The sequence below is a fragment of the Streptomyces sp. CRN 30 genome (assembly GCF_034105845.1).
This window is the reverse complement of sequence record NZ_JAVRHI010000181.1, coordinates 32,428-47,751: the sequence shown is the minus strand read 5'-3', so window position 1 is coordinate 47,751 and position 15,324 is coordinate 32,428. Positions and strand designations below refer to the sequence as shown.

The window sequence follows — 15,324 nt, the reverse complement described above, 5'->3', positions numbered from 1 at the left end:
CGGTCACTCACCGCCGCGGAGGATGGAGTTGCCCTCGTGGGTGGCGTCGGGGGCCGCGACGCCGAGGTCGAGGCGCCCGCTCAGCCCGTAGAAGGCGACGGGGTTGCGCCACAGGACCAGGTCCACGTCGTCGTCGGTGAAGCCGGCGGCCAGCATGGCGTCACCGACACGGCGGGTCTTGAGGGGGTCGCTCCTCCCCCAGTCCGCGGCCGAGTTCACGAGCACTTTGTCCGGTCCGTACGCCTTGAGGATCGCGACCATCCGGTCCTCGTCCATCTTGGTGTCGGGATAGACCGAGAAGCCGAGCCAGCAGCCGCCGTCCTTGGCCTCCTTGACGGTGGTCTCGTTGAGGTGGTCGATCAGTACCCGGTCGGTGGGCAGCGCGGACTCGCGGACGACGTCCAGGGTGCGGCGCAGTCCGGCGAGCTTGTCGCGGTGCGGGGTGTGCACGAGGGCGGGCAGGCCGTGGTCGGCGGCGAGCTGGAGCTGCGTGGCGAGGACGGTGTCCTCGGCGGGTGTCATCGAGTCGTAGCCGATCTCGCCGACGGCCACGACGTGGTCCTTGACGAGGTAGCGCGGCAGTTCGTCGAGGACGGGCAGGCAGCGGGGGTCGTTCGCCTCCTTGGGGTTGAGGGCGAGCGTGCAGTGGTGGGCGATGCCGTACTGGGCGGCGCGGAACGGTTCCCAGCCGAGGAGGGAGTCGAAGTAGTCGAGGAAGGTGGCGGGCGAGGTGCGGGGCTGGCCCAGCCAGAAGGACGGCTCGACCACGGCGCGGACGCCCGCCGCGTACATGGCCTCGTAGTCGTCGGTGGTCCGTGACGTCATGTGGATGTGGGGGTCGAAGATGCGCATCAGGACTCCTTGCCGGGTGCGTCGGGGCCACTGTCGGTCAGGGCCAGGACGCGGTACAGGTCCTCGGGTACGGGACGGCCCGCGGCGGTGCGTTCGTCGGCGAAGCCGGTGAGCATGCGGGCGAGTTCGGCGTCGGCCCGGGCGCGGCGCTCCAGGTCGGTCACCTCGTCGACGGGGACACCGGTGAAGAGGCATTTGAGGACGGCGTGCCGCCAGTTGTGGGGGTCCAGGTGGCGGGCGGCGTACGGGCCGAGCGCGGCGGCGATCAGACGGGTGTCGTTGGTGCGCAGGGCGTCCTCGACGACCGGCAGGCCCTCGGGGCCCGGCACGAGGTGGGGCAGGGCGTGCAGGACGGCGCGGCGTTCGTCGGCGGTGCCCTGGCGGTAGAGGCGGGCCAGGGTGTCCGGGCCGGCGCCGGCCGCGTGCAGGAGGAGGACGCGGACGGCGTCGGCGTGCTCGGGGCCGCAGCGCCGGCCCGCCTCCGCCAGGCGCAGCTCCCAGGCGGAGACGGGACCACGGCCGCCCTGTCGGTCGGTGGCCTCCCGCAGGGCACGGTCGAGCCAGGTACGGGCCGCGTCGTCGAGGGCGGCGGTGACGCGGACGCGCAGGGCGTCCAGCGGGGTGCCGGCGGAAGTGGTCACGGGGTTCTCCCTTCGGGGACGGCCGCGTATTGACGGAGGGCGGTGAGGGAGTGCTCGGCGAAGTGGGGGCCGGCGTGGGAGTGGCGGGGCAGTTCGACGACGGTCAGTCCCTGGTAGCCGCTCTCGGTGAGGGCACGGAGCACGGGCGGAAAGTCGATCTCCCCGTCCCCGAAGGGGAGGTGTTCGTGGACGCCGCGGCGCATGTCCTCGACCTGCACGTGCCGCAGCCAGGGTGCGGCGGCACGGACGCAGTCGGCGGGGGGCAGCGGTTCGAGGCACTGGCAGTGGCCGATGTCGAGGGTGAGGCCCAGCGCGTCCGGGCTGCCGAGCGCCTCGCGCAGCCGGTGGAAGTCGGAGAGGGAGGCGAGGAGGTGACCGGGTTCGGGTTCGACGGCGAGGGGGACGCCCGCGTCGCCGGCCGCGTCCAGGACGGGGGCGAGGGCGTCGGGCAGGACCTTCCAGGCGGTGGCCTCGTCCGTGCCGGCCGGGGTGATGCCGCTGAAGCAGTGCACGGCGTGGGCACCGAGGTCGGCGGCGACCCGGACCGCGCGCAGCAGCAGGTCGACGCGCCGGGCACGGTCGTCGGGGTCCGGGTCGAGGAGGGAGGGGCCGTGTTTGCGGCGCGGGTCGAGGACGTAGCGGGCACCGGTCTCGACGGTGACGCCCAGTCCGAGCGCGTCCAGCCTGCGGGCCACCCGGTCGGTGCGGGCCGCGAGGTCGGGGGCGAGCGGGTCGAGGTGCATGTGGTCGAGGGTCAGGCCGACCCCGTCGTAACCGAGGTCGGCGAGGAGGGTCAGGGCGTCGTCGAGGCGGAGGTCGGCGAGGCCGTTGGTGCCGTAGCCGAAGCGGAGCGGGGCCGCGCGGTGGCTCGGGCCGGTCGGCGGGGTGTGCCGCGTGGGCGTGGGAGGTGTCCGCGTGGGCGCGTGGGGTGTCCGGTCGCTCATGTCACGCTCACCTTCCTGGCGAACCTGCGGGCTGCCGGGGCGAGGGCGGCGGTGAGCAGGGCCGTGCCGGGTGCGCCCGCGCGGGCGGTGAGAGCGGCCTGCAGCGGGATCATGGCGCGGATGCCGGCTCCGACGGCGCGTTGGGTGAGTGGCGGTGACGGGTTGAGGGCGGCGTGGACGTACGGACGGGCGGTGGCGGCGGTGTACGTGGCCGTGAGCACGGTGGTCAGCGCGGTGGCCGGCATGGCGAACAGCGCGGTGACCGGCGCCGTGGCCCGGCTGTTCGTGCGAGCCGCGCCCTCCGTGTCCGCGGTCCCCGTCCCGTGTCTCCGTGTCAGCGCCCAGGACAGCGCCGCCGTGGTGAGCAGGCTGCCCAGTGGTGCCGCGGACGAGCCGCCCTGCGTTTCGCGGCGGGAGACCGTGGTGACCGCGAGCGTGTGGGCACCCAGGGCCAGAGCGGGGCCGAGGGCGGGGCGGACGGTGCCGGTGGTGGTGGCCGATCCCAGCAGGAGGTCGAGTCCGCGGGCCGCGGCCATGGCCGCGGGGCCGACCCGGGTGTGCTTCAGGGCGAGGTCGTACGACCACACCGTGGCGGCGAGGGGGACGGCGACGGTGAGGCCGGGACGGCCCGCACGGGCGGCCAGGGCCAGGCCGGCGGCGGTGAGGGCGCCCGCCGCGGCGAGCGCGGAGACGGGGCGTACCCGGCCGGAGGGCAGGGGGCGGTGCGGTCGGTCCCGGGCGTCCTCGGCGCGGTCGGCCCAGTCGTTGAGGGCCATGCCCGCCTCGTACAGGCACAGGGAGGAGCCGACGGCGAGCAGGGTGCGGCCGTTCGGCCGGGCGCCCGCCGCGGCCGCGCCCGCGAGGGCGTCACCGGGGACGGTGAACAGGGCCGGCAGACGCAGCAGTTCGGCCCAGGCGCGCGGGTCCGGCCCCTTGCGGCGCCGCGGCTCCCCGTGGCTCTGTGACTCGCTGTGGCTGTGCGGCTCGGAGCGGCTCTTCGGCTCGGGGTGGCTCTTCGGCTCCTGGCAGTTGCTCGGCCCGCAATGGTTCGCCGGCCCGCAATGGTTCTCAGGCTCGCGAAGGCTGTCCGACTCCGCGGTCCTCGTCCTGCCCCTGCCCCGTCCGCCGTTGGACAGTCGGCCCAGCAACGTCATCGGGCTGCCTCCGCGCGGTCGGCCTCGGGGGTGGTGCGCAGTCGTTGTGCGAAGCCGGTCAGGGCCTCGTACTGGGCTCCGAGGGAGGACGGGGCCTCGCCCACGGGGTCCTTGAAGTAGAAGGCGAGCTCGGTGAGGGGACCGGTCAGTCCGGCCTCGTGGGCGCGGGCCGTCAGGCGGGCCAGGTCGAGGACCAGGGGAGCGGCGAGTGAGGAGTCGCAGCCCTGCCAGGTGGTCTGGAGGGTCATGCGGGTGCCGAGGAAACCGTCGAAGGTGACGTGGTCCCAGGCGGTCTTCCAGTCGCCGAGGGCGGGGACGTCGTCGATGTGGGTCTCGCCCTCGGGGGTGGTACCGAGGGTGTCGGTGAGGACGCGTTCCTTGCCCGCGTTCTTGGCCGCCGCGGCGGCCGGGTCGGCGAGGGCCGCGCCGTCGCCCCCGCCGAGGAGGTTGGTGCCGGACCAGGCCCGGACGGTCAGTGCCCGCTGGGCGAACATCGGGCCGAGCACGGACCGCAGCAGCGTCTGGCCCGTCTTGCCGTCGCGGCCCGCGTACGGCAGGCCGGCGGAGGAGGCGGGCTCGGCGAGGGCCGGGTGGTGCAGTCCCGTGGAGGGGGTGAAGTTGACGTACGGGCAGCCGGCGCGCAGCGCCGCCGCCGCGTAGAGGGAGCTCGGGGGGAGGTCCGAGCCGGAGGCCACCGGTTCCGTGGAGGCGACGTTGACCACCACGGTCCGGGTCAGGTCGTGGCGCTGGGCGAAGTAGCGGATGTCCGCAGCGAAGGTGTCGATCAGTTCCTCGGGCTCACGGGTGTCGCCCCGGAGGGGGCCACCGGGTCTGATCTCCCGGTCGGCCGCCGCCAGTTCGGCGCCGATCGCTTCCGGAAGGCCGTGCGGCAGGACGCCCCCGGCGGCGAGGGCCTCGGCGCGCTTGGGCAGCGGGCAGTCGAGCGTGTCGTGGCCGCCGAAGACGAGGGACGAGAGTGCGGGAAGACCGGAGCCGGCGAAGGGAGGTGTCTCGGTGACCATGCCGACGGGGGCGTGCAGGCCCGCTGTCACTGCCGCGCAGCCCGCGACGGCGGTCGTGGCGACGGAGCCGCGCGCTCCGATCAGCCACACCCCCACCCGGGCCCGGGAATCGGTAAGGGACACGGAGTTGGACATGGGCGAGCCTCCTCGTTCCTGTGCGGCCTTGCTCCTGTGCTGCGGAGAACGGCGGGAGACGGCGGGCGGGGGTCCGGCGTCCCCCGCCCACCGCCGTTCAGTTGCCCGGTGCGGTGGTGACCGCGGCGGAGTCCGCGGTGGCGGACTTCCGCACGGGCAGTTCCTTGATCCGGATGTCGCGGAAGGCGACCTCGTCATCGGCACCGTGGTTCTGGATGCCGAAGTGGCCGTCCCGCAGGCTGCGCGCCGGATCGGTGTTGGTGAAATCGTTGATCTTCACGCCGTTGAGCCAGATGCGGAGGCGTTCGCCCTCGATCCGGATCTCGTACGTGTTCCACTCCCCCGGCGGGTTCAGCGCGCGGTCGCGCTTCTTGATGTCGGCGGACTGGAACGTGTACACGGCGCCCGTCGTCCGGTCGGGGGCGTCGGTCGCGTCGATCTGGACCTCGTAGCCGTTGTTCACGGCCGACCACGGGTCGTCGGAGGCGGGGAAGCCCACGAAGACACCGGAGTTGTCGTCGCCGGCCATCCTCCAGTCCAGCTTCAGGGAGTACGACGCGAACTCCGACCCGGCGTACCAGAGCATGCCCATCCCGCCCGACGACGTGATCGTGCCGTCGTCGGTGTTCAGGTCGAACGTGCCCGGGCCCGCCTGCTTCCAGTCGGCGAGCGACTCCGCGGTGCCGTCGAAGAGGGACCGGTAGCCGTTCTCCGGGCGGCAGTCGGCCTGGGCCGCGCCGGTCGCCCACTTGATGCCGCCCGCCAGGTGCTGCAGGAAGGCCGGCTCCTCGTACGACTCCTTGGTGTGCCCGCCCCCGGTGTAGAAGGCGCGCCCGCCCTCGTACTCCTGGCACCAGGCGATCGGGTGGTCGCCGTTCATGGTGCCGCCGGTGTACGAGGCCTCGTCGAGCGTGGCGAGGACGTGCGCCCGTTCGCGCGGGTTGGAGCGGTAGTTGTACCACTCGTCGGTGCGCTCCCAGTTCTCGCCCAGGTGCGCGGTGCCCGGGTGGGCGTGGTTCTCCACGTGGACGGTGGCGGGCTGGATCTCCGGGTGGGAGTGGAAGTACGCCCCGGCGAGCCCGCCGTAGAAGGGCCAGTCGTACTCGGTGTCGGCGGCGGCGTGGACGCCCACGTAGCCGCCGCCCTTCTCGATGTACCGCTCGAAGGCGCGCTGCTGGGTGCGGTTCAGGACGTCGCCCGTGGTCGACAGGAAGACCACGGCGTCGTACCGCGCGAGGTTCCGCGTGGTGAACTCGCCCGCGTTCTCCGTGGTGTCGACCTTGAAGCCGTGGTCGGCGCCGAGCTCACGTATCGCCGTGATGCCCTCGGGGATCGAGTCGTGCCGGAAGCCGGCCGTCTTGGAGAACACCAGCACCCGGTCCTTGACGTGCGCCCCCGGGCCCTTGCCGCCGGCGCCCCCGGAGGAGGACACCGCCGTCCCGGACACGCACCCGATCAGGAGGGCCACGCCGATGGCCACCGTGCCCAGCCTGGCCGTCCTCGATGTGTCGGTCACTCGCATGTCGGCAGCCACCTCACTTCTTCGTCGTGAACGTGAAGTCGTCCACCTCGAACAGCTGGGCGGTGCCCTTCTTGCCCTTGAAGACCAGGTACAGCGTGGTGGTGCCACGCGGCGGGAGCCACAGCTTGGCGCTGACGTCCTGGTACGTCTCCGTGCCGCCGGTCACCGGGACCTTCGCGGAGGCGAGCAGCCGGCCCTTCGGGGAGCCCGCGCGGACCTCGAGCCTGCCGCCCGCGGCCTCGGCGGCGACCCGCGCCGTGATCTTCGTGGCGTTGGAGAGGACGTACGGCTCGAAGGAGATCCAGTCACCGTTGGAGATGTCGCCGACGGTCTTGCCGCCGTTGGCGCTCTCGCGGTTCTGCACCGTCACGCCGGAGGAGTCGCCGTAGTGCTCGGCCTGGCGGTGGCGGGGCTGGGTGACGTTCTGGTCATGGGTGGTCAGCGGGGCCTGGCCGCCGCCCCCGTTGTCGGTGTAGACGGCGTCGAAGACACCGAAGATGTTGGCGTTCGGGTCGTGGCCGCCGTCGGCGCTGGTCTGGATGGTGCCGGAGCAGCCGTTCGCTGAGGTCAGCGGGTGGCCGTGGCTGTCGTGGCCGAGGATGAAGGTGACGGTGACCTTGGAGCAGTCGATGTTCCGGCCGTCCTCGGGGTCGGTGACCTTCACCTTGAACGGAACGGCGTCACCGAAGCTGAACAGCTGACCGTCCTCGGGGAGCTGCAGCGTCACCGTGGGCGCGGTGTTGCCGACCACGATCTGCACGCTGGCGCTGCCGGTGCGGCCCTGCGGGTCGGTGGCGGTCACCGTCGCGGTGTAGGTGCCGTTCTGCCGGTAGGTGTGGCGCGGGTCGGCGGACGTGGAGGTGCCGCCGTCGCCGAAGTCCCAGCTGTAGGTGAGCTTGTCGCCGTCGGCGTCGGTGGAGCCGGCGGAGGAGAAGTTCACCCGCAGCGGTGCCTGGCCGGAGGTGCGGTCGGCCGCGGCCTGGGCGATCGGCGAGTGTCCGTCGGTGGCGTTCTCGATGCGGTACAGGGCGGAGTTGTCGTCACCGCCGAACCAGGAGAGGCCGTAGTCGAGGACGTACAGCGCGCCGTCCGGGCCGAAGGCCATGTCCATGGGCTGGGTGCCGGTCCACGGGATGTCGTTGATGGCCTGCACGGTGCCGTCGGCGTCCGAGGTGATCCGCTTGATCCACTGGCGGCCGAACTCGGCGGCGAAGAAATCGCCGTCGTACTCCTCCGGGAACTTCACCGGCGAGTCGAGGTCGGGGTCGTAGTGGTAGACCGGGCCGCCCATCGGGGACTCGGAGCCGTCGCCGAACTCGGGCACGGACGCGCCGTCGTACGGGATCCAGGCGCCCACGGCGGGCGGCAGGTCGGTCAGGCCGGTGTTGTTCGGCGAGGTGTTCTTCGGGGCGGCGCAGTCGAAGGGCTCGCCCGAGGTGCCGGTGGCGAAGTCGTAGTCGATGTACGGCTCGTTCTCGCCGACGCAGTAGGGCCAGCCGAAGTTGCCGGGCTCGGTCACGCGCGCGAACTCGACCTTGCCGGCCGGGCCGCGGTTGGGGTTCGCGGCGCCCGCGTCGGGACCGTAGTCACCGACGTAGAGGATGCCGGTCTCCTGGTCGACGCTGAAGCGGAACGGGTTACGGAAGCCCATCGCGTAGATCTCGGGCCGCGTCTTCTCCGTGCCGGGCGCGAACAGGTTGCCCTCGGGGACGTCGTAGGAGCCGTCCTCGTTCACCTTGATGCGCAGGATCTTGCCGCGCAGGTCGTTGGTGTTGCCGGAGGTGCGCTGGGCGTCGAAGACCGGGTTGCGGTCCGGGCGCTCGTCGATGGGCGTGAAGCCGTCCGACTGGAACGGGTTGGAGTCGTCGCCCGTCGACAGGTAGAGGTTGCCGTCCGCGTCGAAGTCGATGTCGCCGCCGACGTGGCAGCAGATGCCTCGGGTGGCGGGCACGTCGAGGATCTGCGTCTCACTGGCGGTGTCCAGCGTGCCGTCCGTGTTCAGCACGAAGCGCGACAGCCGGTTGACGCCCTCGAAGGGGGCGAAGTCGGCGGCGGTACCGGTCTCGGGGGCATCGCCCTCGGGGGTGTCCATCGGGGGCGCGTAGTAGAGGTAGATGAAACGGTTCTCTTCGAAGGCGGGGTCGATGCCTATGCCCTGCAGGCCCTCCTCGTCGTGCGCGTACACGTCGAGCTTGCCCGCGAGCCGGGTGTTGCCGCCCGCGTCGGTGAGGCGCAGCTCGCCGTCGCGCGAGGTGTGCAGGACCGAGCGGTCCGGCAGCACGGCCAGCGACATGGGTTCGCCGACCTCCGCCTCGCCCTTGGCGAGGGGAACCTGCTGGAAGTCCTCGGCTGCGGCCGCTGCCTCCACCTTGGGGCTGGTGCCGCTGTCGGCCGCGCCGGCGGCCGGCGCGGTGAGGGAGAGCGAGCCGCCCGCGAGCAGCAGGCCGCTCAGCAGGGCGACCGCCCCGCGGAGTCTCGGGCGTCTGGCGCGGCCGGTGGTACTGGTGGGGGTTGTGTTGTCTGCGTACGGGTGCACGGAATGCCTCCAGTAAGGAGCCGGTCGTACGGGGGTGTGCTCAGTAAGGAGCCGGTCGTACGGAGTGGTGCGGTACGCCGGGGTGCGCCGTCACCCCGGAGGTGGGCGGTGCTCCCGGGGCGCGCCGTCGCCCCGGGAGCACCGTGCCGGCGGCTAGTCGCTGCCGCCGAACGCCGCGTCGAACGAGGCCGACGGCGGCTCGAAGTCGAAGGCCTTCAGCCGCTCCAGGGCCTCGGGAGCGCCCTGAAGCCGGTCCATGCCGGCGTCCTCCCACTCGACGGAGACGGGACCCTGGTAGTCGATGGAGCGGAGCATCCGGAAGACGTCCTCCCAGGGCACGTCGCCGTGGCCGGCGGAGACGAAGTCCCAGCCGCGGCGCGGGTCGCCCCACGGCAGGTGGGAGCCGAGGCGCCCGTTGCGGCCGTCGAGGCGCTTGCGGGCCTCCTTGCAGTCCACGTGGTAGATGCGGTCCTTGAAGTCCCACAGGAAGCCGACCGGGTCCAGGTCCTGCCACACGAAGTGTGAGGGGTCGAAGTTGAGGCCGAAGGCCGGGCGCCGGTCGACCGCGTCCAGGGCGCGCTGGGTGGTCCAGTAGTCGTAGGCGATCTCGCTCGGGTGGACCTCGTGCGCGAACCGTACGCCCTCGGTGTCGAACACGTCGAGGATCGGGTTCCAGCGGGCGGCGAAGTCCTCGTAACCGCGTTCGATCATCGACTCGGGGGCGGGCGGGAACATGGCGACCAGGTGCCAGATGGCCGAGCCGGTGAAGCCGATGACGGTGTCGACGCCGAAGGCGGCGGCGGCCCGCGCGGTGTCGGCGATCTCGGCGGCGGCCCGCTGCCGTACGCCCTCGGCCTCGCCGTCGCCCCAGATGCGGGCCGGCAGGATGGCCTGGTGGCGCTCGTCGATGATGGCGTCACAGACGGCCTGGCCGACGAGGTGGTTGGAGATCGCCCAGCACTTGAGGCCGTACTTGTCGAGCAGCTGGTGCCGGGACTCGATGTAGCCCGGGTCGGCGAGGGCCTTGTCGACCTCGAAGTGGTCGCCCCAGCAGGCGAGCTCCAGTCCGTCGTACCCGAAGTCGCGGGCCCGGCGGCAGACCTCCTCCAGGGGCAGGTCGGCCCACTGGCCGGTGAACAGCGTGAAGGTGCGCGGCATGGCTGTGCTGACCTCCTCTTTCGAATGCTCGAGTGCTCGGGAGTCCTCAGGCCACGATCGGCGTGGCCGGGGCGGCGGGTGCGGCCGGGGCGAGCGGGTCCATCGGGGCGACCGGGGTGTAGACGGAGTCCGCCCCGGCGCTCTCCTCCACGGCCGCGAGCACGCGCTGCACCTGGAGTCCGTCGGCGAAGGACGGCTCGGGTGCGGTGCCGGAGGCGATGGCGTGCACGAGGTCGCGGGCCTGGTGCACGAAGGTGTGCTCGTAGCCGAGGCCGTGGCCCGGCGGCCACCACGCGTCCAGGTAGGGGTGGTCGGGCTCGGTGACGAGGATGCGGCGGAAGCCGGCGTGGGCGCCCGGCTCGGTGTGGTCGTGGTAGGAGAGCTCGTTGAGCCGCTCCAGGTCGAAGGCGAGCGAACCGCGTTCGCCGTTGAGTTCGATGCGCAGGGAGTTCTTGCGGCCGGTGGCGAACCGGGTGGCCTCGAAGGAGGCGATGGCCCCGGAGGCGAACCGTCCGGTGAACAGGGCCGCGTCGTCCACGGTGACGGCGCCGCGCCCGCCGCCGTCGCCCGCGTGCCCGAGGCCGCTCGACGCCCCGGCGGGCAGCGGCCGCTCCCGTACGAAGGTCTCGGTGAGCGCGGATACGCCGACGACGGGCTCGCCCACGAGGTACTGCGCGAGGTCCACGATGTGCGCGCCCAGGTCGCCGAGCGCCCCGGAGCCGGCCGACTCCTTGCGCAGCCGCCAGGTCAGCGGGAACTCGGGGTCGACCAGCCAGTCCTGGAGGTAGGTCACGCGGACGTGGCGCAGCGCGCCGAGCCGGTCCTCGGCGACCATCCTGCGGGCCAGCGCGGTGGCGGGGACGCGGCGGTAGTTGAAGCCGACCATGGCGAGCTGCCCGCGCTCCCGGGCCGCGGCGGCCGCCGCCGTCATGGCCTCGGCCTCCTCGACCGTGTTGGCGAGGGGCTTCTCGCACAGCACGTGCTTGCCGGCGGCGAGGGCGGCCAGCGCGATCTCGGCGTGGCTGTCACCGGGGGTGCAGATGTCGACGAGGTCGACGTCGTCGCGTTCGATCAGGGCCCGCCAGTCGGTCTCGGCCGCCGCCCAGCCGTGCCGGTCGGCCATGGCGCGCACGGCCCCGGCGTCCCGGCCGCAGACCGCGGCGAGGACCGGGTCCATCGGCAGGTCGAAGACGCGGCCCGCGGTGCGCCAGCCCTGCGAGTGGGCGGCGCCCATGAACGCGTACCCGACCATGCCGACGCCGAGCGGCGGCTTCCCGGCCTCGTCGCCCTGGTGCGGCTGTGTCATCAGGATGTCCTCCTCGGACTCTCGAACTCGTCGGCTGCTCGTCCCGGCGCGGTGGGGGTACGGGCCCGGTCCGGTGACCGGACCCGTACGGCGCGGCGACCGCGGCCGGTCACTTGAAGCCGGTGGACATGTACTGGTCGACGTTGTCCTTGTCGACGACCGCGGAGTACAGCGTCAGCGCGGACGGCACCTCGAACTCGGCGAGTCCGCCGATGCCCTTGCCCTGGCCGAGGGCGCGGGCGACGTCGATCGCGGACGCCGCCATGGTGGGCGGGTAGAGGACGGTCGCCTTCAGCACGCCGTCGTCCGCCTGGATGGCCTGCATGGCGGAGAGCGCGCCCGCGCCGCCGACCATCAGGAAGTCGTCGCGTCCGGCCTGCTCGATGGCGCGCAGGGCGCCGACGCCCTGGTCGTCGTCGTGGTTCCACAGCGCGTGGAAGTCCGACTGCGCCTGGAGCAGCTGCGCCATCTTGGCCTGCCCCGACTCGACCGTGAAGTCGGCCGCCTGCCGGGCCACCTTCTTGATGTTGGGGTAGTTCTTCAGGGCGTCGTCGAAGCCCTGGGTGCGCTGCTGGGTCAGCTCCAGGTTGTCGAGCCCGGCGAGCTCGACGACGCGCGCGTTCTCCTGGTCCTTGAGCTTCTCGCCGATGTAGTGCCCGGCGTTGAGGCCCATGCCGTAGTTGTCGCCGCCGACGTAGGAGCGGTACGCCTGCGGGGAGTTGAAGACGCGGTCGAGGTTGACCACGGGGATGCCGGCGCGCATCGCCTGCAGGCCGACCTGGGTGAGGGCCTTGCCGTCGGCGGGGAGGATGACCAGGACGTCGACCTTCTTGTTGATGAGGGTCTCGATCTGGCCGATCTGCGTGGCGGTGTCGTTGGAGCCCTCGGTGACCTCGAAGGTGACGTCCTCGTACTTCTCCGCGCGGTTCTTGGCCTGCACGTTGACGGCGTTGAGCCAGCCGTGGTCGGCCTGCGGCCCGGCGTAGCCGATGGTCACCTCCTTGCCGGGCTTGTCGTCGGCGGCGGCCGGCTGGTCGTTGGCGGCGGGCTCGTCGCTCGACTCGTTGCTGGTGCAGCCCGCGAGGACCACGCCCGCGCCGACCGCGGCGGTCCCGAAGAGCATTCTCCTGCGGCTCGTGAACTGTGACATGACGATGGGGTCCCTTCCCGTGTCGGCCCGTTCAGGTGGTGCTTGCGGTGCGTCGCTGGACCAGGACCGCGGCGACGATGATCGCGCCCTTGGCGATCTGCTGGACGTCGGTCTGCAGGTTGTTCAGCGCGAAGATGTTGGTGATGGTGGTGAAGATCAGGACGCCGAGCACGGAGCCGACGATGGTGCCGCGGCCGCCGCTGAGCAGGGTGCCGCCGATGATCGCGGCGGCGATGGCGTCGAGCTCGTAGAGGTTGCCGTTGGTGTTCTGGCCGGAGCCGGCCAGCACGATCAGCAGGAAGGCCGCGATGCCGCAGCACAGTCCGGAGAGCAGGTACAGGTACAGCCGCTGGCGGCGTACGTCGATGCCGGCGAGCCGGGCCGCCTCCGCGTTGCCGCCGACGGCGACCGAGCGCCGGCCGAACGTCGTCCGGTTGAGCACCAGCCAGCCGATGACGGTGACGGCGGCGAAGACGAGGACGAGCGGCGGGATGCCGAGCACGTAGGCGTCGCGGTTGCCGAGGTCCAGGACGCTGGTGACGGTGACGACCTGGGTGGAGCCGTCGGTGATCTGCAGGGCGAGGCCGCGGGCCGAGGCGAGCATGGCGAGGGTGGCGATGAAGGGCACCATCCCGCCGTACGCGATGAGCACGCCGTTCACCAGGCCGCAGCCCAGGCCGACGATCACCGCGGTGAAGAGGATGCCCGCGAAGCCGAACTCCTGGGTGGCGACCGTGGTCGCCCACACCGAGGCGAGGGCGACGATCGCGCCGACCGACAGGTCGATGCCGCCGGAGATGATCACGAAGGTCATGCCGACGGTGACGACGCCGATGACGGACGCCTGGGTGAGGACGAGCTGCAGGTTGCGGGTGTCCAGGAACGCGTCGGGGGCGGTGATGCCGCCGATGAGGACCAGGGCGGCGAGGACACCGAGCAGCGAGAGGGTGCGGACGTCGGCGCGGGCGAAGGCGACCCGCGGGCCGGGCCCCTCGCTCACCTGCGGCACTTCCTTCTCCGTGCCGCCCCGGGGCGGTGATACGGGCTGCGTCATGACGCCGGGCTTCCTTCCATGGGGCCGGTGGTGCCGATGGGGCTGGTGGAGCTGGGGCTCTGGGCGGCCACGGAACTTCCTTCCATGACCAGGTCGAGGACGCGGTGTTCGTCCAGTGCGCGGGCGGGGGCCCGGTGCACGATGCGGCCCTCGCGCAGGACGAGCACGCGGTCGGCGAGGCCGAGGACCTCGGGCACCTCGCTGGAGACCAGCAGCACGGCGAGGCCCTCGTCGGCGAGGCGGCGGACGACCGCGTACAGCTCGGCGCGGGCGCCCACGTCGACGCCGCGGGTGGGCTCGTCGAGCAGCAGGACCTTGCAGCCGCGCAGCAGCCAGCGGGCGAGCACCGCCTTCTGCTGGTTGCCTCCGGAGAGGGTGCGCACGGGTACGTCCGGGTTGTCGGGGCGCAGCGACAGCTCCCGTACGGCGGTGCGGGCGGCCCCGGACTCGGCGCGCCGGTCGATCCAGCCGCCGCGCGAGAAGCGGGACATGGACGACACGGAAACGTTTCTGGTGACGGACTCCAGCATCAGCAGGGCCTGCGCCTTGCGCTCCTCGGGGGCGAGTCCGAGCCCGGCGGCGACGGCGGCGCGCACGCTGCCGGGCTTCAGGGGCTTCCCGTCGACGAGGACCCGGCCGGCGCTGGGCTTGCGGGCGCCGTAGACGGTCTCCAGGATCTCCGAGCGACCGGAGCCGACCAGGCCGGCGAGTCCGACGATCTCGCCGGGGTGCACGGTGAGGTCGAACGGCTCGAACTCCCCGTCTCGGGCGAGGCCCTGCACCTCCAGCAACGGGGTGCCGGTGGACGGTTCCGCGGGCGCGGACGGCCGTTGCGGGAAGACGTACTCGACGTTGCGGCCGGTCATCAGGGCCACGACCTCGCGGGTCGGGGTGGACTCCGCGGGCAGTCCGCCCGCCACCGAGCGCCCGTCCTTCAGCACGGTCACCCGGTCCCCGATGCGGCGGATCTCCTCCAGCCGGTGCGAGATGTAGATGACGGCGACCCCGTCGGCGGTCAGGTCGCCGACGATGCGGAACAGGTTGTCGGTCTCGTCCGGGTCGAGGGCGGCGGTCGGCTCGTCCATGACGATGAGGCGTACGTCGTGGGAGAGCGCCCGCGCCATGGAGACGATCTGCTGCTGGGCCGCGGACAGGTCGCCCACGAGCCGGCCCGGGTCGACCTCGGGGTGCCCGAGCCGCCGGAGCAGCGCCGCCGCCGACTCCCTCGCCGCCCTGCCCCGTACGACGAAGCCGGCGGCCGTGGGTTCGTGGCCGAGGTACACGTTCTCGGCGACCGACAGGTGCTCCACCAGGTCGAGTTCCTGGTACATGGTGGCGATGCCGAGGCGCATGGCGGCGATCGGGGACTTCAGGGTGACGGGGTCGCCGCGCCAGGTGATGGTGCCGTCGTCGGGCTGGTGGGCGCCGGCGAGAACCTTGATGAGGGTGGACTTCCCGGCTCCGTTCTGGCCGAGCAGGCAGTGCACCTCGCCGGCCTGGACGTCGAGGTCGACGCCGTCCAGGGCCCGGACGCCGGGGAAGGACTTGGTGATGCCGGACATGGTGAGCAGGGGTGGTTCGGGTGCCATGACGTTCCCCTCGGCGGGCGTGCGGGCCGGTTCCAGGGCAGGGCGGAGCTGCGTGCGGGCAGGGCGGGATGCTGTGCGGGCAGGCTGGAATCGCTGTCGGGCGGGGCGGAGGTGCTGTTCAGGCGGGGCGGGGCTGCTGTGCGGTCAGGGAGGAGCTGCTGTCGGGCAGGGCGGTGCGCGGGCTGACTTACACGTGTTGCCTGGCTGACGTACCTGGTGGTGCCGAGCTGACGTACCTGGTGGTGCCGTGCGGGGTGACGG

12 protein-coding genes are annotated in these 15,324 nt (G+C 72.5%); all 12 read right to left on the bottom strand.

From position 1 onward, the window contains the following. Nucleotides 1-3: 3 nt before the first annotated feature. Nucleotides 4-852, bottom strand: a complete 849-nt coding sequence (locus UW392_RS18370) for a TatD family hydrolase (protein ID WP_320776104.1) — start codon at nt 850-852, stop codon at nt 4-6. Further along, the gene (locus UW392_RS18365; protein ID WP_320776103.1) at nt 852-1,493 is read right to left on the bottom strand and encodes an EboA domain-containing protein; all 642 of its coding nucleotides are present in this window, start codon (nt 1,491-1,493) and stop codon (nt 852-854) included. The genes UW392_RS18370 and UW392_RS18365 overlap by 1 nt, the downstream gene beginning before the upstream one ends. Beyond that, complete coding sequence (locus UW392_RS18360) at nt 1,490-2,437, bottom strand: sugar phosphate isomerase/epimerase family protein (RefSeq protein ID WP_320776102.1); 948 nt, start codon at nt 2,435-2,437, stop codon at nt 1,490-1,492. Before UW392_RS18360 ends, UW392_RS18365 begins: the two co-directional genes overlap by 4 nt. Continuing rightward, complete coding sequence (locus UW392_RS18355; RefSeq protein WP_320776101.1) at nt 2,434-3,591, bottom strand: SCO3242 family prenyltransferase; 1,158 nt, start codon at nt 3,589-3,591, stop codon at nt 2,434-2,436. Before UW392_RS18355 ends, UW392_RS18360 begins: the two co-directional genes overlap by 4 nt. Then, the gene (locus UW392_RS18350; protein WP_320776100.1) at nt 3,588-4,748 is read right to left on the bottom strand and encodes an inositol-3-phosphate synthase; all 1,161 of its coding nucleotides are present in this window, start codon (nt 4,746-4,748) and stop codon (nt 3,588-3,590) included. The genes UW392_RS18355 and UW392_RS18350 overlap by 4 nt, the downstream gene beginning before the upstream one ends. Nucleotides 4,749-4,845: 97 nt before the next feature. Beyond that, entirely contained in the window at nt 4,846-6,270 is a 1,425-nt protein-coding gene (locus tag UW392_RS18345) for a ThuA domain-containing protein (RefSeq protein ID WP_320776099.1), read from the bottom strand. A gap of 13 nt (nt 6,271-6,283) precedes the next feature. Next, nucleotides 6,284-8,806 (bottom strand): PQQ-dependent sugar dehydrogenase, encoded by a 2,523-nt coding sequence (locus tag UW392_RS18340; RefSeq protein WP_320776098.1) that lies wholly within the window; start codon nt 8,804-8,806, stop codon nt 6,284-6,286. 153 nt (nt 8,807-8,959) lie between these two features. Next, nucleotides 8,960-9,964 carry a sugar phosphate isomerase/epimerase family protein gene (locus UW392_RS18335; RefSeq protein WP_320776097.1) on the bottom strand — a complete coding sequence of 335 codons (1,005 nt, stop codon included), beginning with the start codon at nt 9,962-9,964 and terminating at the stop codon, nt 8,960-8,962. Between the two features lie 46 nt (nt 9,965-10,010). After that, on the bottom strand, nt 10,011-11,270 hold the full coding sequence (locus UW392_RS18330; protein ID WP_320776096.1) for a Gfo/Idh/MocA family oxidoreductase: 1,260 nt from the start codon (nt 11,268-11,270) through the stop codon (nt 10,011-10,013). Between the two features lie 109 nt (nt 11,271-11,379). Continuing rightward, nucleotides 11,380-12,420, bottom strand: coding sequence for a substrate-binding domain-containing protein (locus UW392_RS18325; protein ID WP_320776095.1), 1,041 nt, complete (start codon nt 12,418-12,420; stop codon nt 11,380-11,382). A 31-nt stretch (nt 12,421-12,451) separates the two neighbouring features. Continuing rightward, on the bottom strand, nt 12,452-13,474 hold the full coding sequence (locus tag UW392_RS18320; protein WP_320776094.1) for an ABC transporter permease: 1,023 nt from the start codon (nt 13,472-13,474) through the stop codon (nt 12,452-12,454). Beyond that, nucleotides 13,471-15,063 (bottom strand): sugar ABC transporter ATP-binding protein, encoded by a 1,593-nt coding sequence (locus tag UW392_RS18315; protein ID WP_320776093.1) that lies wholly within the window; start codon nt 15,061-15,063, stop codon nt 13,471-13,473. Before UW392_RS18315 ends, UW392_RS18320 begins: the two co-directional genes overlap by 4 nt. Nucleotides 15,064-15,324: the final 261 nt, after the last annotated feature.